Annotated in this window: 19 protein-coding genes; 10 read left to right on the top strand and 9 right to left on the bottom strand. The window is 70.8% G+C overall.

The features are described from left to right. Positions 1-97 precede the first annotated feature (97 nt). A complete protein-coding gene (locus tag S1361_RS01885; RefSeq protein WP_243769041.1) occupies positions 98-1,357 on the bottom strand; it encodes a SpoIIE family protein phosphatase in 1,260 nt (419 codons plus the stop codon). 198 nt (positions 1,358-1,555) lie between these two features. On the opposite strand from S1361_RS01885, the gene S1361_RS01880 reads away from it, so the two are divergent. After that, positions 1,556-2,197, top strand: coding sequence for a carbonic anhydrase (locus S1361_RS01880; protein ID WP_208030098.1), 642 nt, complete (start codon positions 1,556-1,558; stop codon positions 2,195-2,197). A gap of 429 nt (positions 2,198-2,626) precedes the next feature. Here S1361_RS01880 and gap read toward each other — a convergent pair whose 3' ends face one another. Both gap and S1361_RS01870 read right to left on the bottom strand, forming a co-directional pair. After that, positions 2,627-3,625 carry a type I glyceraldehyde-3-phosphate dehydrogenase gene (gene gap, locus S1361_RS01875; protein ID WP_208030097.1) on the bottom strand — a complete coding sequence of 333 codons (999 nt, stop codon included), beginning with the start codon at positions 3,623-3,625 and terminating at the stop codon, positions 2,627-2,629. A 107-nt stretch (positions 3,626-3,732) separates the two neighbouring features. Continuing rightward, complete coding sequence (locus S1361_RS01870; RefSeq protein ID WP_208030096.1) at positions 3,733-4,689, bottom strand: GlxA family transcriptional regulator; 957 nt, start codon at positions 4,687-4,689, stop codon at positions 3,733-3,735. 307 nt (positions 4,690-4,996) lie between these two features. Here S1361_RS01870 and S1361_RS01865 point away from each other — a divergent pair, with 307 nt between their 5' ends. Next, complete coding sequence (locus S1361_RS01865) at positions 4,997-6,061, top strand: sodium:calcium antiporter (RefSeq protein ID WP_208030095.1); 1,065 nt, start codon at positions 4,997-4,999, stop codon at positions 6,059-6,061. 171 nt (positions 6,062-6,232) lie between these two features. Here S1361_RS01865 and S1361_RS01860 read toward each other — a convergent pair whose 3' ends face one another. Then, entirely contained in the window at positions 6,233-7,384 is a 1,152-nt protein-coding gene (locus S1361_RS01860; RefSeq protein WP_208030094.1) for a glutathione-independent formaldehyde dehydrogenase, read from the bottom strand. A gap of 605 nt (positions 7,385-7,989) precedes the next feature. On the opposite strand from S1361_RS01860, the gene S1361_RS01855 reads away from it, so the two are divergent. Next, the gene (locus S1361_RS01855) at positions 7,990-8,334 is read left to right on the top strand and encodes a hypothetical protein (protein ID WP_243769040.1); all 345 of its coding nucleotides are present in this window, start codon (positions 7,990-7,992) and stop codon (positions 8,332-8,334) included. Between the two features lie 209 nt (positions 8,335-8,543). On the opposite strand, the gene S1361_RS01850 is transcribed toward S1361_RS01855, so the two are convergent. Both S1361_RS01850 and S1361_RS01845 read right to left on the bottom strand, forming a co-directional pair. Next, positions 8,544-8,819, bottom strand: coding sequence for a hypothetical protein (locus tag S1361_RS01850; RefSeq protein ID WP_208030093.1), 276 nt, complete (start codon positions 8,817-8,819; stop codon positions 8,544-8,546). Between the two features lie 191 nt (positions 8,820-9,010). Continuing rightward, entirely contained in the window at positions 9,011-9,838 is an 828-nt protein-coding gene (locus S1361_RS01845; RefSeq protein WP_208030092.1) for an alpha/beta fold hydrolase, read from the bottom strand. A gap of 71 nt (positions 9,839-9,909) precedes the next feature. On the opposite strand from S1361_RS01845, the gene S1361_RS01840 reads away from it, so the two are divergent. The 5 genes from S1361_RS01840 (at position 9,910) to tpg (ending at position 15,739) form a co-directional block, all read left to right on the top strand. Then, positions 9,910-10,365: a MarR family winged helix-turn-helix transcriptional regulator gene (locus S1361_RS01840; RefSeq protein WP_208030091.1), complete on the top strand. Its 456-nt coding sequence runs from the start codon at positions 9,910-9,912 to the stop codon at positions 10,363-10,365. Positions 10,366-10,757: 392 nt separating this feature from the next. After that, entirely contained in the window at positions 10,758-11,210 is a 453-nt protein-coding gene (locus S1361_RS01835) for a hypothetical protein (protein ID WP_208030090.1), read from the top strand. Between the two features lie 487 nt (positions 11,211-11,697). Then, positions 11,698-12,450, top strand: a complete 753-nt coding sequence (locus S1361_RS01830; protein ID WP_341829280.1) for a carbonic anhydrase — start codon at positions 11,698-11,700, stop codon at positions 12,448-12,450. Positions 12,451-12,925: 475 nt separating this feature from the next. After that, on the top strand, positions 12,926-15,169 hold the full coding sequence (gene tap, locus S1361_RS01825; protein WP_208030089.1) for a telomere-associated protein Tap: 2,244 nt from the start codon (positions 12,926-12,928) through the stop codon (positions 15,167-15,169). Between the two features lie 12 nt (positions 15,170-15,181). Then, positions 15,182-15,739, top strand: coding sequence for a telomere-protecting terminal protein Tpg (tpg, locus tag S1361_RS01820; protein ID WP_208030088.1), 558 nt, complete (start codon positions 15,182-15,184; stop codon positions 15,737-15,739). A 110-nt stretch (positions 15,740-15,849) separates the two neighbouring features. Here the strand turns inward: tpg and S1361_RS01815 are convergent, their stop codons facing one another. The 3 genes from S1361_RS01815 to S1361_RS01805 all read right to left on the bottom strand — a co-directional run bounded on the left by S1361_RS01815 (position 15,850) and on the right by S1361_RS01805 (position 17,988). After that, positions 15,850-16,374, bottom strand: coding sequence for an AAA family ATPase (locus S1361_RS01815; RefSeq protein WP_208030087.1), 525 nt, complete (start codon positions 16,372-16,374; stop codon positions 15,850-15,852). A gap of 338 nt (positions 16,375-16,712) precedes the next feature. After that, positions 16,713-16,913, bottom strand: coding sequence for a MerR family transcriptional regulator (locus tag S1361_RS40210; RefSeq protein ID WP_208030086.1), 201 nt, complete (start codon positions 16,911-16,913; stop codon positions 16,713-16,715). Positions 16,914-17,118: 205 nt separating this feature from the next. Beyond that, positions 17,119-17,988, bottom strand: a complete 870-nt coding sequence (locus S1361_RS01805; protein WP_208030085.1) for a class II glutamine amidotransferase — start codon at positions 17,986-17,988, stop codon at positions 17,119-17,121. A gap of 985 nt (positions 17,989-18,973) precedes the next feature. On the opposite strand from S1361_RS01805, the gene S1361_RS01800 reads away from it, so the two are divergent. Together S1361_RS01800 and S1361_RS01795 are read left to right on the top strand one after the other, a co-directional pair. After that, positions 18,974-19,246 carry a hypothetical protein gene (locus S1361_RS01800; RefSeq protein ID WP_208030084.1) on the top strand — a complete coding sequence of 91 codons (273 nt, stop codon included), beginning with the start codon at positions 18,974-18,976 and terminating at the stop codon, positions 19,244-19,246. Between the two features lie 733 nt (positions 19,247-19,979). Next, on the top strand, positions 19,980-20,546 hold the full coding sequence (locus tag S1361_RS01795) for an RICIN domain-containing protein (protein ID WP_208030083.1): 567 nt from the start codon (positions 19,980-19,982) through the stop codon (positions 20,544-20,546). Positions 20,547-20,756 lie beyond the last annotated feature (210 nt).

Raw genomic sequence — 20,756 nt, 5'->3', positions numbered from 1 at the left:
GACCCTGCGGACGGTTCTGTGGGACATGCTCTGCGGCGCGCGGGAGCCGGCCGTTGCCCTCACGGCCGGACGCCCACCGACGCCGGCATCGGCCCGATCAGTACGGTCGGGTCGTTCCGTCCAGGCGGACGACGACGATGGCGATGTCGTCGGTGGCGCCGCCGGCCAGACCCAGGCGGGAGAGGAGGGCGTCGGCGAGGTGTTCCGCGCCGAACTCGGTGCAGGTGGCGAGCGTGGTGGTCAAGCGGGTCAGACCGGTGTCGATGTCCTCACCGCGGCGTTCGATCAGGCCGTCGGTGTAGAGGACCAGGGTGTCGCCGGGGGTGTAGGTCATGTTGGCCTGGGGGCGGGGGACGTGTTCGGGGCGGGCACCCAGCGGCGGGTCGGTGGCCTGGTCGAGCAGGTGGCAGGAGCCGTCCGGGTGCAACAGGGCGGGAGGCGGGTGGCCGGCGCTGCTGTAGATGAGCAGGTGGCTCTGGCAGTCGACGAGGACCTGGACGGCGGTGGCGGCCAGCGCTCCCTCGACCGAGCGGGCGTAGAGCCCGAGGACCTCCAGCGCCTGGGCGGGGCCGTGGACGGTGCGGGTGGCGGCGCTCAGTGCGCTGCGCAGCCTGCCCATGACGGTGGCGGCCATGAGCCCGTGGCCGACCACGTCGCCGACCGTGACGGTGAAACGGTCCCCGGCAAGGTCGACCGCGTCGTACCAGTCGCCGCACACGTTCAGTGATCCGGTCGCGGGCAGGTAGCGCACGGCGATATTCGGGTGCCGGGCCAGATCGGGGGAGTGGAGCATGGCTTCCTGCAGGGCGACGGCGACGCGCCGTTCCCGTGCGTGGGCCTGTCGCAGCTCCTCGTTCAGATGCTGCAGCTGCCGCGCCCGGGCGTACAGCTCGGCTTCCATGGCCGCTTCCCGGCCGGGGCTGACCGGCGGCAGGTGCGCGGTGCGGCGGGCGCGGGCGACGTCGGTCATGTCCTCGGACCGGTGGATGATCCAGGCGACCTTTCCGTCCGGGCCGAGGACGGGCACGTTGATCGCGGTCCACCACCGTTCCTTGAACACCTCGGGGCTGCCGGGGACCGGGATGTCGTACTTCTGCAGTGCCATGTGATCCGTCTGGCCGGAGGACAGGACACGGTGCAGTGAGGACTTCAGCGTGATCACTCCGTCGGCCTCCGGGTCGGCGGGGTTGTCCGGGAAGACGTCGAAGAGGTACTGCCCGAGCAGCTCGCCCCGGTTGCGTCCGGTCACCTCGCAGAAGGCCGGGTTGGCATCGGCGATCACCAGGTCCGTGCCCAGCACCAGGCACGGGCTCGGAAGGGCGGCGAACACCCCTGGGTAGTCGATCTTCGGTGTCACACGCATTCCCTGCCAGTGGCTCGCTCTTCAATCTACGGAAGGTCCGGCTTACGCGCCCGCCGACCTCGCTCGTAGGCAGCGGGTCGCCCAGCTCGGACCGCGGTGATGGCGTGGGACGCGGTGTGACGTACGTCGCGGCACGGGGCAGACGCACGGCCAGGCGGTGTGACGCGCGGCGACGCGTCCTATGCTGCGCACATGACCGAGATCAGGACACCGACGCCCCAGGACGCCTTCGAGCTGCTGCTGGCCGGAAACCAGCGCTTCGTCGCGGGCACCCCTGAGCACCCGAACCAGGACGCCACCCGCCGCGCCGAGATCGCACCCTCGCAGCAGCCCTTCGCCGTGCTGTTCGGCTGTTCCGACTCCCGGCTGGCCGCCGAGATCATCTTCGACCGCGGTCTGGGTGATCTGTTCGTGGTACGCACCGCAGGCCACGTCGTCGGCCCGGAGGTGCTGGGCAGCATCGAATACGGCGTCGACGTGCTGGGCTGCCCGCTGGTCGTGGTGCTCGGTCACGACTCGTGCGGCGCGGTCGGAGCGGCGTGCGCAGCACTGGAGGACGGCATGGCACCGGCCGGGTACGTGCGCGACGTCGTGGAGCGGGTGACGCCCAGCGTGCTGGCGGCGCGGGCCGCTGGACGGGTCGAGCCGGAGGAGATCCTCGCCGAGCACATAAGGCACACGGTCGACCTGCTGCTGGACCGCTCCCGGGTGCTCGCCGAGAAGGTCGCCGCGGGGCAGGCCGCCGTGGTGGGCCTGTGCTACCGCCTGGCCGACGGCAGCGCGCAGCTCGTCGCGGCCCGCGGCCTCGATGCGGTGGCGCCCGCCGCGTCCTGACCTGCTCCGGCACGCCACGAGTCCGGTGCTGCCCACTCGGAGGGCTGGATCCCCGCGGCGCGGAGCTGAGCGACGCGGCGGAGCCGGCGGGCCGATCGAGAGCCCCGGCGAGGACGACCCGCGCACGTGGTGCGGCAGGGGGACGGACGCCGGCCCGGCACCCGAGGGCGGCTGGTCGAGTGGATCGCAAGCGGGCGCCCAGCACCTGGCGAGGGTGGTGGTGCGACCGAGGCACTGACGGCGGCCTTCGGCGTCGTACCGTCCGAGTCGCTGAATGCCCACCGCCGCTCTTCGGCCCACTTGGCCGTGGGATGGGCCAGGGGGCGGCACCGTTCGGGCGCTCTGGTCGGTCCTGCTGGTCGACCAGAGCGCCCAAAGGACGTGGTGCGTGGAACGGTCGCTGGGGGCGGGGTACCCCCCGGCGTCCGGTCAGCGGGTGGCGAGGAACTCCAGCGTGTCGATCACGCGGTTCGAGAAGCCCCACTCGTTGTCGTACCAGGCGACCACCTTGATGTGGCGGCCGTCGACGCGGGTGAGGGCCGAGTCGAAGATCGAGGAGGCGGGATTGCCCGTGATGTCGGACGACACGAGCGGGTCGTCCGAGTACTCGAGGATGCCGGCGAGCGGCCCCTGCGCTGCGGCGCGGTAGGCCGCCAGCACGTCGTCACGGGTGACGTCGCGGGCGACGGTGGTGTTGAGTTCGACGATCGAGCCCACCGGTACCGGTACGCGGATCGAGTCGCCCGACAGCTTGCCGTCGAGGTTCGGCAGCACCAGGCCGATCGCCTTGGCGGCACCGGTCGTGGTCGGCACGATGTTGACGCCGGCGGCCCGGGCGCGACGGGCGTCGCGGTGCGGACCGTCCTGCAGGTTCTGCTCCTGCGTGTAGGCGTGGACCGTCGTCATGAACCCGTGCTCGATACCGGCGAGTTCGTCGAGGACCGCGGCGAGCGGCGCGAGCGCGTTGGTGGTGCAGGAGGCGTTCGAGACGATCGTGTGCGTGGCCGGGTCGTAGGCGTCGGTGTTGACCCCGAACGCGAGCGTGACGTCGGCGCCGTCCGACGGCGCGCTGACGAGTACCTTCTTCGCGCCGGCGTCGAGGTGGGCGCGGGCGGCCTTGGCCGAGGTGAAGCGGCCGGTGGCCTCCAGGACGATGTCGACCCCGAGTTCGGCCCACGGCAGCTGCGCCGGCTCGCGCTCGGCCAGCACCGTGATCCGGCGCCCGTCGACGACGAGGGCGTCGCCGTCGACGGTCACCGGGCGTCCGAGCCGGCCGGCCGTGCTGTCGTAGGCGAGCAGCCGGGCGAGAGTGGCGGGCTCCGTCAGGTCGTTGACAGCGACGATCTCGAGGGCGCTGTCGCGCTCCAGCAGGGCGCGCAGCACATTGCGTCCGATGCGGCCGAATCCGTTGACGGCGATGCGAGTCATGAGTGATGTCCCTTCCTGTCGCCACCAGGCTCGCCCGCGGATCGCGCCGCTGACAGTGGCGGGAACGCCATGGTTCAAAAGGATCCCGCCACCCTGCGTCGGGCGGTTCACTCGCCCCGGGTGAAGGTGCGCCGGTACTCGCTCGGTGTGGTGCCGAGGATGCGCTGGAAGTGCAGGCGCAGGTTCGCGCCGGTGCCGAGCCCGACGTCGGCGGCGATCTGTTCGACGCTGCGCTCCGAGCGTTCGAGCAGTTCGCGGGCCAGGTCGATGCGGGCGCGCATCACCCACTGCATCGGCGTGTAGCCGGTCTCCTCGACGAAGCGCCGGGAGAAGGTGCGCGGCGAGACCCCGGCCTGGCGCGCCAGTATGTCGAGGGTGAGGGACTCGCCGAGCCGGTGCAGCGCCCACTCGCGGGTGGCGGCGAACCGCTCGCCGAGCGGTTCGGGGACACTGCGCGGCACGTACTGCGCCTGGCCGCCGCTGCGGTAGGGGGCGGCGACCAGACGCCGTGCCGCGTGGTTGGACGCGGCAACTCCGAGGTCGCCGCGCAGGATGTGCAGGCACAGGTCGATACCGGAGGCGGCGCCGGCCGAGGTGAGCACGCTGCCCTCGTCGACGAACAGCACGTTCTCGTCGACCTGCACGAGCGGATGCCTGGCCATGAGTGCCCGCGCGTAGTGCCAGTGCGTCGTGGCGCGCCTGCCGTCGAGCAGGCCCGTGGCGGCGAGCGCGAAGGCACCCGTCGAGATGGCGGCGAGCCGCGCGCCCCGGTCGTGGGCGGCGATCAGCGCCTCGACGACGGCCTGCGGCGGGTCGTCGCGGTCCGGGAATCGGTAGCCGGGAACGAAGACGATGTCGGCCCACGCGAGCGCGTCGAGGCCGTGGGCGACGTAGTACGCGAGGCCGTCGCCGCCGGTCACGAGACCTGGTGTCGCCCCGCACACCCGCACCTCGTACGGCATGCTCGCACGGGTCGTGAAAACCTGCGCCGGAATGCCGACGTCGAGCGGCTTGGCACCCTCGAGCACGAGAACGGCAACGCGATGCAGGCGGGAGACTGGCACAGGAAGAGGTTACGTGGGGCGTGACCTCGTGACGGCCACTGCGCTCACGAGGGAATCTCTGCCTTCCACGCTCTCCAGACCCTCATCAGAACGCCGCCGCGAGCTCGGCCGCCCGCGGGAAGCGCTCGATCTCAGCAGTGATGGGCTTGCTGCGCAGCAGTGGCCGTATTGAGGTGCGTTGGTGCCTGTACCGCGTGCAGACTCCACGCATGGCTGCTGACAGTGTGAGGCTCGGCGCTGAGCCGTGGGGCGTGAGGTGCGCTCCGCCTGCTGGTTCTGGTCTGGAACGGCGGGTACTCCCGGCCGCATGGGATCTTTGAGTTCGCCGCTGTTGCTGGGATTGTTCGCGGCCAGTGCGGCTGTCATCTGGATTGCGGGGATCAAGCTGTCGGACACCACCGATGTGCTCGCCGAGCGACTGCACCTCGGCAGCGCGCTGGGCGGGTTGATCCTGCTGGCGATCGCGACGAACCTGCCCGAGATCGCGATCACCGCGACGGCGGCGATGGCCGGACAGCTCGATGTCGCGGTCGGCAACATCCTGGGCGGCATCGCCATCCAGACCGTCGTCCTGGCCGTCCTGGACGCCGCTGGGGTCCGCCCGCACGCCCCGCTCACCCGCCTGGCGGCCAGTCTGCAACTGGTCCTTGAGGGGGCCATGGTGGTGGTCGTACTGGCCGTGGTCGTGATGGGCACCCAGCTCTCGCCGGACCTGTACGCCGCACGCCTGGCCCCTTCCTCGGTGGCGATCGCCGTCCTCTGGGTGATCGGCCTGATCCTGCTCGACCGGGCCGGCCGGGGCCTGCCGTGGCGGGAGGGCGGCGACGCCCCGGACGGCCAGCCCGAACCACGCGGCCACTCAAAGGGCAAGAAGGAGAAGGCTGCCAGTGACAACGGCGTGAGCACCGCGCGCGCCGGGCTGGTGTTCGGCGTGTCCGCGCTGGCCACGCTCCTGGCCGGTGTCGTGATCGAGCGCAGCGGTGAGGAGTTCTTCGCCCGTCAAGGGCTGAGCGGTGTGCTGTTCGGCGCGACCGTGCTGGCGGCAGCCACCTCCCTGCCCGAGGTCAGCACCGGCCTGACGTCCACGAAGCTGGGCGACTACCAGCTCGCCGTCAGCGACATCTTCGGCGGCAATGCCTTCCTGCCCGTGCTGTTCCTGCTCGCCACCGTCATCTCCGGCAAGCCGGCATTGCCGGCCGCGCACGACACCGACATCTACCTGACCGCGCTCGGGATCGTCCTGACCGTGGTCTACATGGCGGGACTGATCTTCCGGCCACGCCGTCGGTACGCCCGGATGGGCGTCGACAGCATCGCCGCGGTGGTCATCTACCTCGTCGGCATCGGCGGACTGGCCACGATCGCCACCTGACCGCCAGGTGACCCTGCACACCGGGGGCCGAGCAGGAGACTACGACCGGGGCAGGCTCCAGCCGCACCGGAACGGCGCAGTGGACTGTCGGGGGCCAGGCGCAGGAGGCATGGGGCAGGGGGCCGGGTGCTGTGTGGCACCCGGCCCCCGGCTCCCTGTGTTCGTGGTGTGCTAGGCGGCGAGGGCGTGGGTGGGGTGGAGTACGACCTTGGTGTAGCCCTCGATGCGCTTGTCGAACTTTTCATACGCCTGGGGTGCCTGGTCCAGCGGCAGTTCGTGGGAGACGACGAAACTGGGCTTGGCGCGGCGGGCGATGATCAGATCGCGGAGCTGGCGGTTGTACCGCTTGACGTTGCACTGGCCGGTACCCATCTGCTGGCCCTTTTCGAACATCCTGCCGATCGAGACCAGGAGTTGGCCGTGTTTGGCGTGCTCGTCGGGGCCGCCGGGGTCCGAGGGGACGTAGAGGCCGGGGACGCCGAGCTTGCCGGTGGGTCGTACGGTTTCGACGAGAGTGTTGAGGACGACGGCGGGCTCTTCGTGGCTGGTGTCGTGAGCTTGGGCCTGGTAGCCGACGGCGTCGACGCCCTTGTCGGTTCCTTCGCCGCCTGTTTGTTCCTTGATCTGTTGGGCGGGGTCGCCCTGGGTGAAGTCGATGGGGATGGCTCCGATTTCCTCTGCTTTGGCGAGTCGTTCGGGGACTCGGTCGACGGAGAAGACTTTGGACGCGCCGCGCAGGAGGGCGGAGTAGGCGGCCATGAGGCCGACGGGACCGGCGCCGAAGACGGCGACGCTTTCGCCGGGGGAGACCTCGGCGAGTTCGCATCCGTGGTAGCCGGTGGGGAAGATGTCGGCGAGGAGGACGAAGTCGGTCTCGAATTCCTCGCCGGGTGGGAGTTTGAGGCAGTTGAAGTCGGCGTAGGGCACGCGCAGTCGCTCGGCCTGGCCGCCGATGAAGGGGCCCATGGCGACGTAGCCGTAGGCGCCGCCGGCGAAACCGGGATTCACCGTCAGGCAGAAGCCCGTCTTCTCGGCGAGGCAGTTCTTGCAGAATCCGCAGGCGACGTTGAAGGGCATGACCACGCGGTCGCCTTCGGACAGGGAGGTCACGCCGCTGCCGACCTCCTCGATGATGCCGAGGTTCTCGTGGCCGAAGACGATACCGGCCTCGGCTGCGGTGCGTCCTTCGTACATGTGCAGGTCGGATCCGCAGATCGCGGTCGAGGTGACCCGGACGAGTACGTCGTTGGGGTGTTGGATCTGCGGGTCCTCGACGTCCTTCACCGTGACGCTGAAGGGCCTTTCGTAGACAACGGCTTTCACCTGTGTCACCTCCGCGTCGAGTGCTGGGAGACGGCTGCGAGGACCGGCCGCTGCCGGAGTCCGGGGGTGGGGCCTGGGGACCGTGCCGTGGCCTGTGCGCTCGCTACACCGCCGGTACTTCCAGCAAACGCCTGCAGGTCACAGGCTGCAACCCGCGTCGGCGCCCACCGGGCGGTGGCGGGTGTGAAGGGCTGCTCGGGCCGCCGGGAGCCGCCGTGCGGCGGCTGGGGAGGGCAGGTCCCGGTGCTCCGCCGCACTACGATCACGGGCCCTTTCCGGTGCCGGTCTGCTGGGGCGACGGACGGGGGCGGCCGGCGGTGCCGAGGGTGCCGGCGGCCGTCGTCTGCCGGTCGACGCCTCGGAGTCCGTTGGTTGCCGCAAGCCACCGGGCGTGCCCGCCAGGGGCGGGGCCCGGGGCCCGGCGGGTCGAGAAGCGGGCCGGTTCTTGGGGCCCCCACGTCCTGTCCTTCGTCAGGCCGTGGGGGCGGCTTCGGCCGGAGTTCGATCTTCTTGGTGGGACATGAGACCGTCTGGTCGTGCCAGAGATGATGTGTGGCTTGGAAGCGGCCTTGGCCGAGGCGTCGTCGCCTTCATGGAGGCAACGTGTGCGTGCCGGGCGCGAGCTCGCTTCCTACGCCGATGTTCCTGAGGCCGCGGAGGCGCTGGTGGGGCTGCTGCTGGACGTCGAGGACACGGCGGTGACCCGACAGACGGCACACGCCCTGGCCCGAGTGGGGACAGTGGCCGCCGTAAGACTTGTCGCTCTCGCGGTTGCCGAGGCCGACGACAACCAGGCTGACTGGCTGCAGAGCGGGGTGCACGACGCGCTCGTGGGGGCGGACCGTGCGCCGGACATCGCAGCGGCCTGCGGGAGGCTCGCCCGGGACCGGGAAGAAGCCGTCCGTCGGGGTGCCGCATGGATCGCGGCGTGGACGGACGACGCAAGGTGATGCGGATCGGCCTGCTCGCGGCTGGTTCAGGCAGCCCTGGCCTGGCTGCGGGCCCCTGGAAGGTTCCGTCGCGGGGCACGGCGAGGGACACGCTGATGCGGTGGCGGGCGGAGGTGGGGGAGGGCCGCCTCGCCTTCATCACCGGCACATGCCCGTCCGAGCGATCATGCTGGGGACGGTGTTCGAGGCCGTGAGTCCGCGCCCCGAGTTCAGAAAGGTACGGCCAGACCGGCCTCCCGCAGCCTGACCAGTGCTCTGCTCATGCACTCCGCCGCCGAGTCCCCGTCGGCTCTGATCCCTTCGGACAGCGGTCCACCCGCAGCGGCGAACGTCCATGCCGGTCGACCTTCCCGCAGTCGCTCGGCGTCGATCCGGATCATGGCCCCCACACCCTGCTCACCGAGCCACTCCAGAATGAGCAGCGTCGCGTCGTCCACGCCCTGATCCGGATCCGCCTTGGGCCACCGCCCCTTTGCCCTGGTCATGACCGAACCCTACGCAGCGCTGTGGGGTGGTCGGCCACGAGGTGTCGGGCGATCGAGCTCGAAGAGGAAGGCGGAGATCACCGCTTCTCTCCGGAGTCGGTCTGCTCGTTCGACGGACGTGAGGCACTGCCGGCGCCGAGGGCGCCGGAGCCTCCGGCCGCTCGTCGACGCCTTCGGTTCGCTGCCGCGGATCATCCCAGGAAGTCCAGCAGCCGGTCGTTCAACTGCTCCGGCGCGGTGAGCGGCAGGGAGTGGTGGGCGGCTCCAGGGAGCACAACCACCTCGCCCTGCGGGAGCGTCCGACGGGCCCTGTCGGCGACCTTGACGGCGTTGTGGGCGCGGCTGTGCTCCGCGAAGAGGGCCAGCACCGGCATGCGGAGGTCGGCGGCCCTGGGGCGGCCGCCGGTGACGACCTTGCGTCCGGGAACAGTGGTGGCCAGCGCGTAGAGGCGCTGAAAGGTCTCGTCCAGGTGGACGCCTGCCGTCTCCCAGGCCAGGAAGGTGCGGGCGCGGGCCTCGCTCGGGCGGATCAGGGTGGGCAGCGCGCGCAGCAGGTAGCCGGGGCGCAATCCAGCGAAGACCTGGGTGGGATCGACCAGGGCGAGGCGGTCGACCCGCTGGGGTGCGTACAGTGCGTACCTGGCGGCCAGCCAGGAGCCGTACGAGTGACCACACAGGTGCGTGCGGGCCAGCCCGAGCCCGTCCAGCAGCGCATCGAGCCAGGCTGTCAGATCATCGGCGCTCTTCAGCGGTGTGCCCCGGCGTTCGGTGCGCCCCGCGTCGCCCATCAGATCAACCGCGTGCACCCGGTACCGCTTGCCGAGAGCCGGTGCGTTGGCGAACCACACCAGGCCGGTGGACGAACCGCCGGGCAGCAGCACGAGCGGGCTGCCGTCCGCCGGACCGTACACGTGGACCCGGGTGCGCCCGTACGGCGTATCGACGTCGCGCTCCTCGGTGGACTCGGGCCAGCGAGCACGGAGCTCCTCGTAGACGCGGTCGAAAGCGGGCAAGGACATGGGAGCCGTTCCTCTCGCTGAGCGATAATCTCGGTCAGCGAGATATTACCCAGAGGTCCGAGGGAGTGGGCATGGACGATCAGAGCCCAGTGATGCGACTGGTTCACTTGCTGCGCGCGGTGACCGTGGAGTTCGACCTGCTGGGCGCCGAGTTCGCCGCGCGCCACGGGCTGCATCCCACCGATGTGCGCGCGCTGATCCACCTGCTGGACGCGGCTCGGGCCGGTACGCGTGCCACGCCCGGGTGGCTCGGCGAGCAACTGCGTCTGAACTCGGCCGGGACCACCGCCCTGGTCGATCGGCTGGAGCGGCTCGGACTGGTCCGGCGCAGCAGGGACACGGCCGATCGGCGACGCGTGCTGCTGGAGGTGGAGGACAAGGCCACGGAACTCGGGTGGAGCTTCTTCGGACCGGTGATCGGCGAGGTGGTGACGGTCGCCGAAGGTTTTGAAGCGGGCGAGTTGGAGACGGTACGTCGCTTCCTGACCTCGGTGTTGGAGTCCGTTGAGCGGGCGCGCTCAGCCTGAAGACCATCGACGAGCCCATGGAGCCGCCCGCGCCCAGGGGCACGTGGTGGAACCGCACGCCTACGGGGTACGTCCGATGCCGCCCGGGACGCCGAGGAGAAGCGCCAGGTCGTACAGATGCACCGCGTCCGTCCGGAGAGGTACGACGCCGCGGTCACCGACGCCCGCCGCGAATGGCGCGATGAATGGGCTCCGGCTTCCGGCTCCCTGGCGGCCACGCCCTGCTCGGAGCGATGGAAGGTGCGGGGGAGTCCACGGCCGTAGCGGAGGCCACCTCCGGGGCCGTAGCGGAGGCCACCTCCGGTCACACGTCCGGCCGACGCTGCATACGGTCACCCGGCGCGACGGGAAGGGATGCGGTGGGACCGTAGCCACAGCACCCAGGGAGTTCCATGAACGAGTACCAGGACGAGCCGGCCCACCGGCAGAGCCGCCCCGAACGGGTCGACGCCCCGACCGTCGAAGCCCTCGGGTCGCTGTCGAAGGCCCTGGAGACCACTGAGCGCGCCCGCGGCCATCTGTACAGCTTCCACCAGCTGACCGGCGGCGCCGACCTCGAACTGGAACGGGCGGTGCGGCTGCTGCGCGAGGCCGGGCATGCGGAGTGGGCGGCGAAGGCCGAGGCCGAGATCCTGGGCCGCGACGTCATCCCTGGTCTCTGGACGTTCCAGATCATCGAGGCCTACAACGAAACTTATTACCGGCCGTTCCAGGAGCTGGAACGCAGCGTGGTGAACGCACTCGCCCAGGGCCGGGACCACCTGTACGAGGCGGAGATGAGGGTGGCACGCCGGACCCTTGTACGCCTCGACCCCACGGCGCGTCCTCCGGCCGCGGACGGCTGACCGCCTCCCAAACCGACCAGGCGCACCGCCCGCCTGCCTCGCACGGGCGGTGTCGGCCGACTGACTCCGGCTCGGGTACGTAACCGGAGATCCTGGCTGCTGGACACATCCACCGGCCGCCTCCGCGCGGCCTCGTCGGCACACGGCCTAAGCGCCGTAGCCTTCAGCCCGGACGGCAAAACGGTCGCCTGCGCCGGCCGCGGGTGCTGGTTGTGGGACGTCGCCGGTCGTCGCTTCGGCCACGAGGTCGGCCTGAACAACGGCGCCCACTGTCTCGACGACGGCCACCGTGCCTCCGCGATACGTGCCTTGCAATCGGACTCTTCACGCTCAGGGGTTCACGCCACCGAGCTGATTCTGTGGGCTGTCCGGAGCAATGTAGTCCGCGCTCGCTTGTGTCTGCTGCGAGGGCGCCCACACCGCGCCGGACCATTGGCCTGGTCGACACACAGGGACGCGTCTGAGTGGCATCGAGGGGAACCGACCGATGGACAGAGCCGGACGTCCGAATCGTAGGTGGCTGCTTGCCAGTGGACTTGCGGGCGTCACGGTCGCGCTCGCGGGGTGTTCGTCGAGGAAGGCTGCCTCATCGGCGAGGGTCGCCTCGGCGACGACCAGCGCTTCGCCGGAAGCGCGGCCCACCACGCCCGCCACGGCGTTCGCGCGGCTGATGGAAGGCAACAAGCGCTGGGTCAGCGGAGACCTTCAACACCCCGACCGGGATCCGAACCGGCGTCAGTTCGTGGCGCAGGAGCAGGAGCCTTTCGGGGCGATCCTCTCGTGTATCGACTCGCGAGTGCCGCCTGAGCTCCTCTTCGACACCGGCCTGGGTGACCTCTACGTGATGCGCACCGGTGGTGAGGCGGTCGGCCCGGTGGTCACCGGCTCCGTCGAGTACGGGCCCATGACGAGCGGCACCCCTCTCGTCGTGGTCCTCGGGCATCAGCGTTGCGGCGCCGTCAAGGCGGCCTACACGTCCCTTCGTGACGGCAAACCGCTGCCCGGCAACCTGCAGGCGATCGTCAAGGCCCTGCAGCCGGCGTACGAGCAGGCCGTCCGGGAGGGGGGTGCCGACCCGGTCGAGACCATGGCTCGCGCCCAGGTCGAGTTGACCGCAGCCGATCTGCGATCCAACCGGGACCTGGCTCCACTCGTAAGAAAGGGTGCCCTTGCCGTGGTCGGCGCCTACTACTCGCTCGACACCGGCAAGGTGGAAGTCCTGGGCGGCGCGCCCTCCTGACCGGTCGGACGAGCGAACGGCATACGAGGTACTGACGGACGCGGCGCCTAGACTGCGGCGGCCGAGTGCCTCCCGAACCGCTGTCGAAGTGCGGTCCGGTCTGCGGAGCCGTTCCCTTCCGCGGTGCGTTCGATGCTCAGTCGCCGCGACCGCAGGGTCCCGAACCAGCCTCGCTGAGATGGTGGGCGACCTGCGGGGCCCAGGCGAACTGGCCATCGACACCTTCCCCACGTGCTGGTATGTCTGCATCAGCACGACGTGCGGGTCCTCGTCCAGCTCTTGTCCTGAGCGCCCGGCCCAGCCGCCGGGCCCAGGTCCGAGGTTCCCACGCCCGCACGACCGTATCGAGCGACGACAGTCAGGCGCCTTTCCTCACAGCACGCGGCTCGGTAGGCCGGGAAGCGTACGCAACACGTACGGCAAAGGTGCGCCATCCGTACGGTTCGGAGATAGGGTGCTGGTCAGGAGGTGCTCCATGTCCGAGTTGTTCGACGCGGTAGACGCACTGCTTGCCTCCCGCGCTCCTCTGCCGCCGCCGGCCGAGCGCAAGCGGCTGCGCCAGGCGCACGGCCTGACGCTGGACGAGGTTGCTTCCGCGTTGAGGGTGCGCCGGGCCACGGTCAGCGGCTGGGAAGCCGGCAAGACCGAGCCGCGGCCGCCGGAGCGCGATGCGTACGCGCGGCTCCTCGACGGGCTCGCGGAGCTCTACCCCGCCCCGGCGAACACCGACACGGTGGACCAGCGCACGGCGGTGCCGGACACGTTCCCCGGCCCCGCGGCCCCGGCGCCGGACGCCCGGACTCTGTCCGGGGGGCAGGCGTCCGAGGCGGAGGCCATGACCGCAACCGAGGACACCCAGGCCCCTGCTCCCGTCGCCGCTGCTCCGGCGGTCGCGTCGCGTCCGGCGCGCACCCCCAGGCCGTCGCCGGCATCGCGCCGCCCGGCCGCGAAGAAAACCGCCCCCGCCGGCACCCCGGCGGGCGATACCGACCCGCGCTTCGAGAACGGGCCGCTCGCCGTCGTCGACGTCGACGGCGACCAGGTGGTGGCGTACTGCGCCGGCGGCCTGGTCCTCGACGTGCCCGCCAAGTCCCTCCCGGCCCTGGTGGAGTGGACCCTCAAGGAGGCGAAGCTCGGTCAGCCGAAACTGTCCGGCCCGGGCAAGGACGCCGACCCGCTGCTCGTCCTCACCGAAGCCGCGCTGCAGCGCTACGGCCTCCCCACCGCCCTGACCGACGGCGAGCGGCTCGCCGGGCGGATCCCCGAGGGCCACAAGGTCATCAAGCAGCTCGCACGCGCCGACTGGAAGCTGACCAAGCGCGGCTTCGGGCCGTGGGCCCGGATCTACCGCCCGGCGCAGGGCTCGGAGCGGGCCTGCGTCCAGCTCTGCATCCCGTCCTGGCGCGCCCTCGACTCCCGCCACTGGGGCAGTGCCGCCCAGCTTCCGCCGGCGGAACTCGCCCGCGTGCTGGGCGTGTACGCGTCCCGGGTGATGACACCGCGGGGCTCCACCGCCGTCACCGGCCTCGAGCTGATGACCGCGCTGCACCCGCCGACCCGCGCCTCAGAACCCGACGCCGACGGCAAGCGGCACTCCGAGCACAACCCCGGCTCGCTGGGCAAGGAGCCGGTGGACTGCGCCCCGTGCGAGGCCCCCGACGGGCACCCGCTGCTCAAGGACCTTCCCCGCTTCCACGTCCGCGGCCCGGAAGAGAAGCTGTTCGAGGAGGCGTACGACTGGGCGCGGCCGATGACGGACGCCGAATGCACCCTGCGGCACCTGGTCGGCATCGACGTGAACATGGCCTTCGCCGCCGGCGCCAACGGTCTGGTCGTCGGCCTCGGCGCGCCGACGCACGTCAAGCGGCCGGTGTTCGACCCGAAGCTGCCCGGCTCGTGGCTGGTCGACCTGTCCCACGTGGACCTGTCGAGGGTGAAGGTCGGCAAGGACAAGTGGGTGGAGCTGGACGGCGACCTGCTGCCCAGCCCGTTCACGCCGAAGGGCGAGCGCCCGGAGGGTCCGGCCTGGTACGCGACACCCACCGTGGCGTACGCGGTGGAGCTGGGTTACGAGGTACGCCCGTTGGAAGCGTGGGTGCGCTACGAGAACGGCCGCTACCTGGACGGCTGGTACAACCGGCTGCGCGACGCCTACCTCGCCACGATGGCCGACCTCGGCGTGCACGCGGACATGGAGCCGGCCGACTTCCTCGCGGCGATGGACGGCTACAAGAACCGCGACCCGGAGCTGGCGATCGTCGTCTCGGCGATCAAGGCGACGGTCAAGGGCGGCCTGGGCAAGTTGCGCGAGCGCCCCCGGGGCGAGGGCTGGCGGCCCGGCGAGCCGTGGCGCGCCCTGTCCCGGCCCACCTGGCGGCCGGACATCCGCGCCGCCGTCATCTCCCGCACCCGCATCAACCTGCACCGGAAGATCGTCAAGCACGCCGCGTTCACCGGACAGTACCCGGTCGCGATCCTGTCCGACTGCGTCGTCTACGCGGCCGGCGGACCCTCGCCGCTGGACTTCCTGCCGTACCGGGAGGGCAAGCCGCTGCCGGGCGGCTTCAAGCTCGGCGTCAACCCGGGCCTGGTCAAGCACGAGGGCACCCAGAACGTGCTGTGGGGCGAGGAGGTCCGCGAGCGGTTCAACGCGCCGGAGCTGAACCTCGCCCGGTACATCAAGGACGGCACCGTCACCGACGTCGACAACGGAGAGTAAGAGAGGGCGAGGATGAGCCTGTTCGGGGACGGCTTGGACGCCGCGGTGCAGAAGGCGTTCACCCGTCCGGTACCCAAGAGCGCGGGCGCGCAGATGCGGTACCTGGTCAAGCAGCTGAAGGGCACCAAGCCGGTCGCCCAGATGCTGCGCATCTCCCAGCGCACCGTCGAACGGTACGTGAAGAACCAGATCAAGAAGCCCCGCCCGGACCTCGCCGCGCGCATGGAGCGCGAGGTGAGGAAGCGGTGGCAGCCCCAGATCCGGGCCAGGGCCCGACAGCAGGCGGCGACGACCGGCGGCATCGTCCTCGACACCCGGGCCCGGCTCGGCTACACGGCCCCGATCGGGTCGACGGACGAGTCCCGGCTCCGTCACCTGACCGTCGCGCTGCCGCCGCAGTACGCTGCTCGCCTCTTCGACGCCCAGGAGGCCGGCGCCGGCGACCAGGAGCTCCAGCAGATCGCCGCCGACGCACTGCGCGAGGTGTACTTCCAGGACGGTGGCCGCCGCGCCGGCAGCCTGGAGGAAGTCCGCTTCACGGACATCGAGCATGTGGAGTTCGACCTGTAGCAGCCGTGCTCCGGAACAGCCCGCGAGCCTCAGATCCGGGCCGAGGCACGTCGGTTGGTACATAGGACGGCAGTCTTCTCACCTACGAGGCTTGACGCCGGCAGGTCGTCTCACCTTCTTACGGCGTCTGCGATCTGCAGGGCGGCCTGGGCGGGGGAGAGGTCCGTGGTGTCGACGACCTCCGCCTCGGCGTGCAGCCACGTGCGGGCCGCCTCGGCGTAGGGCTCAAGATATTGGAGACGGAACGGGGAGTTGGGCCCCAGAACGGTGTCTCCGGCGATACGCCCGCGGAGGGTCTCCTGGTCGGCATGGAGGACGAAGTGCCGGACCGGGATGGCATGCTGGGCAAGGCCCGTGCTGATCTCGCGCCAGTACTGCTCGACCAGGACAGTCATGGGCATCACCAGCGTGCCGCCGGTGTAGTCGAGCACGCGGCGGGCGGTCTCGACGACGAGCGGCCGCCATGGTGGCCAGTGCTGGAAGTTGTCCGTAGCGGGTAGCCCCGGTGTGATGTCCATGAGTGTCTCGCCGACCTTCTCGGCGTCGAACACCCGTGAATCCGAGATCAGCTGCTGCACGAGCGCACTGGTCGTCGTCTTGCCTACGCCATGGGTGCCGTTGAGCCATACGATCATGGGACTTGAGGCTAGCGGCCGAATGCCTCGTTGGCGTCAACCGGGCTGCCTCGGCCCAGAGCTGACGGGTGGCCGATTCCCGGCGCTGACCGGAGGAGGGGCCGCAGAGCATCGTCAACGACCAATGCGGTCAGGTCCAGGGTCGGCCGCTGCTTTGGCGGCGCGCTCGATTTTCACGTGCCGGGCCGCCCAGAAGGCCCCGTCGCCCTTCGGGACCGCGTACTCGGCTGCTGTACCTGTCGAGCCGACGAGATGTTCGCGCAGGATGTCGGCGTGCCCGGCGTGCCGGTGCAGGAACGCAGGCGCCGCCGAGTGCGATGTCGCCGCGCAGCGGGTGGTCACGGTGCGGGCCCGGGTGGATGCGGGTGGTCTCCTATGAGACGGGCGCGCCGGATCTGATCCGTCCCATACCGGCGGACCTCGCCCGCCCCCTCGATACTGGCGGAGGCCAACAGGCCGCGGTCCCCGTACAGCCGCAGTACCTTGCGGCTCAGCCGCGTGCGGGTGGCCAGTTCTCCGATGGGGATCAACTCGTCCACGTCTTCAGCATGGCCCTTGCCCCAGGGGCAGAGGTAACTGCGGACCGGCAGCTCAGCAAGGCGGCGAGACTCCCGCAGCCGCAGCCGCAGCCGCAGCCGCAGCCGCAGCCGCAGCCGCAGCCGCAGCCGCAGCCGCAGCCGCAGCCGCAGCCGCAGCCGCAGCCCGGTGGCCGGCCAGTTCCCTGACGGCCTCGGTGCGGGCCCCTCAGGCAGCCTTCTGGGAGGCGGCTGCGTCGGGGTGCAGGTCGTCGAGGGTGAGTTGGTGCGCCGGAGGATCGGGAAGGGCGACCTCTCGGGTGAGGCGGAGGTCGGGGCCGACGTGGAGCAGTTCGCCGGGCTCCATCTCGCGCCAGTGGGGGTTGTCGTCCATACGCTCGCTGGCGACGACGACGGCGGGGTGCTCGGCAAGGTGCGATGAGTGGATGCGCATGCGACCGTGGGTGCCGCTGTGGTCGAGATGCCGGCTGCCGTGCTGGCCGCCCGCCCGGCGCTCCAGGACGTACAGGGCATGGGTGTCCGGGTAGCGCAGCGCCCACAGCTCCTCGGGGGTGATGAGGATCAGGTTGAGGGCGTAGACGGGCAGGTTGCCGGCGATCCAGCGGGCGGCGTGCCGGATGCCCTCGGTGACGTCACCGCCGTGCCGTCGGGTCTCCCGCGTGATCAGGGCGAAGAGCCGCTCGGAGTCGGTGTCACCCGTCACGAGCGACCGGTCCTCGCTCAGGTGGTCGTCGAGCTTGTCCAGACCCTCGACGACCCCGTTGTGGGCGAAGAGCCGCCCGTCCTGCTCGAAGGGATGGGTGTTGCGGACGTCCAGGCTGCCGGTGGAGGCGAAGCGCACGTGGGCGATGAAGGTTGCCGATTCGACCTCGCGGGCCTCCTCGGCGAAGGCGCGGTCCTGGTAGGCGGCGATAGGAGCCTTGTCGGTGCGTGGGGTGCCGTCGGCTGCGAAGTAGCCGAGGCCGGTGCCGTCGGGGTCGCGGTGGCTCTGCCGGCTGAGGCTGTCCGGGGCGTCCAGGAGCCAGAAGGTGGCGTGGGTACGGCGGGGCGCGCTGCTGAGGCCGAAAAGACGGCACACGGCATTCCTCCAGACGGGTCGGCCGGCCCTTCGCGGCTCGTGCCGGGCCGGCGGTTCGTGCTCTGTCGTCAGTGGCGGCCGGGACGGTGCGGGTTCTTGGCCTCCGCGCCATGGGCGAAGCCACCGGCCTCGTCGTCCCGGTGACGGATGTGCACACCGGGCCGATCTCCAGGTCGCGGCTCTCACCTCGGGCATCGTGCTGCACCGTCCTACACAATGGTCCTCTCTGCGGCGTCGGTCTGCTCTGCCAGGAGTCCCTTGCAGGGCCGGTTACGAAAATCAAGCGCGCGAGCCGCCCCGGCATCAGGGCCTCCTTTCCTGCCCGCTGGCGCATGCCCTCAGTGAGCTGATCCGGGTTTCCGCCAGACTTATGATCCTGGCTCGGCCGGGGTGCCGCAGCTGTTCACCGACGTCGTCGCCACCACTGGCAGGGCCGGTGGCACGATGAGGGCGGATACCACCCCTACGACGGCTGCATCCCGATCGTGGCGACTACGCTGGAACTGCTGCTGGGCGACGATCGGCACCTCCCGCCGGGACGCCTACATCGCCCCGTACGCCTACATCGCCCCGTCTCCGGACCGCCCGGGAAGAGCAGCGACGCCGCCGGGCACAGGGAGCCGCACAGCGGAAGGCGCGGCGGCCAGTGTGCGCCGACTCCGGGCACGAGTTCACCGGCGACCGGTGGGCGACGATCGGCCGTACCTCGGACTGACGGCATCACCGGTCGCACCCGCACCTGTGCGAGGAATGCCGGGTTCCGGCCGTCGCGGCCGAGCAACAGGCCGAAGCCGACGAACGCGAGCACCAAGAGCAGGAGAGCGTGCGCCAGGCGGCGGAGGCACAGACTGGAGCACGAAAGGTTGGCGGTTGGCCCTCCCGCTTCCGTACCTGACCCGGGCAGGCCTTCCGTTGACGGCGCGGCCAAGCACAGACCGATGCCGTGAAGCCCGCGTTGTCAGTGGTGGCTGGAACGCTGGACGGTATGAACAGCGACGACGAGCAGCTGCTGCGCGGCCGGGTGTACGGAGCCGATCCCGACCACCCGGGTCCACTCCCGGGCCGGAGCTACGTCGAACTGGTCGGAGGCCCGCTGGACGGGCTGCTCCTGGACATCACGGGCTGTACGCAGGACGAGCTCGACACCGGTGTCTCCCTGCTGACGGACCTCGGACACTTCGGGCCCGGCGGCCGGACGCTGTACGACCCGCGCCCGGGCGACCGCGGCCGCTTCGACTGGTCCGGCGACAGTCCCTGACCGACACCAGGCCGTGGACGCCACCCGCGACCAGGCCCTCGCGATGCTCGCCGAACTCTCCAGGCCCCTTCGCCGACGCCGCTGCCTGGTCAGCCCGGCGCTGGAACCCGGCCTGGCCCGCCCCGCGAATCCCGCGCCCTGCGGAGCCCGTCGCAGAGTGTTGCGGCCGGCAGGAACCTGACCGTTGGCTGCACGCTTGCCCCGGAAGGGGCCGGGGGTTGCACCGAGGGTGGGCACACCTCGAAACCAGGCACTGGCCGTCCCCCCGAGCCGGCCCTCATGGGAAAGCCACCCGGAGACGACGCCGCTTCTCTCCCGTCAGCCGAGGGGAGTGGTGTCAACAACGGCGGCCCGCACCGCTCGTCAGGCCTCGACCGCGGCGGCACTCGCCAACGTCCACAACGTCCACGCGCCGTGGCCGAGTAGCTGCCGAGTAGCTGACGGAGGCCGGCGACGACACCGACGAGCAGCTGACGAACCACGCCCACCCACGCCCCGAACGACTGCAACACACGCGTGAACGCCCCGCCACCGCACCGGTCGTAGCCGCCTCGGTACGACGGTACGAGTGGCTCCCAGGGATCTGTGAAGCCCATCCCCAAGAAGGGTCGTTTCTGCACGTCAGAGACCCAGCATCACTCCCGCGAGTGATCCCCGGCAGGGGAGAGTGGCGGTTGAATCACAGATGCCAGGGGCGGAAGCCTGTGGCCTCGCCAGGAAGGGGTAAATCTGCATGACCCTGCCGGTTCGACAGCACACTCCCGCTGGACAACGCATCCTCGCCCTCTGCGCCGCGCTCGCCGCGCTCATCGGCCTCGAGCTCAGCACGCCCGCCCAGGCGGCACCCGCTGCCCCCAGCACTCCCTCGGACCCCGTGGTGATCACCAGCTTGGCCTACACCAACTACCTCATCCCGGACGACGGTGCAGGTGGCAACAACACCTACCTGCAGGTGTACTACCGGGCCGACCACCCGTTCCCGCGCACCTTCCGCTTCAGGCCGACCGGGACCGCGCAGGGCGAGACGGTCTACGACTGGACGATCACCACCACCGGCAACTGCGCGGAGGTCCGAGGCGACGCCGGCACCTCTGTCCACCTGGCCCCGTGCCAGTCCACGAAGAAGGCGCAGTGGTGGCGGCTGCGCCCCACCACCGACGGCCAGGCCTGGGCCCTGGTGCCCTACCTGAACGAGGACCTCGCCGTCACCGCCACCTACGGCGACGACAACTATGCGCCCCTACGCGAGATGCCCGGGGGACACGCAACAGCATCCCAGCTGTGGTACCTGACCGGCTGACACACCGGAGTGCTCGCCCGGGGCGGATGCCGTTCAACGAGGCCGGTCAATGCGACACACGGTCGCCCTGACCGGCCTCGTGCCGTGCTGGGTCGCCCAGCCCGCCGGCAGAGCCGAGTCCGGCACGTAGGCGGCCGGCATCGGCTCCTGCAGTGTCCACGTCACGTCCGATGCCCTCCACCCCGGTCGACCGCCGTTCGGGTGCCTGTA

Source organism: Streptomyces cyanogenus, assembly GCF_017526105.1.
GTDB classification, from domain to species: domain Bacteria; phylum Actinomycetota; class Actinomycetes; order Streptomycetales; family Streptomycetaceae; genus Streptomyces; species Streptomyces cyanogenus.
The sequence above is the reverse complement of the archived record's forward strand: the minus strand, read 5'-3'. Positions and strand labels throughout refer to the sequence as shown.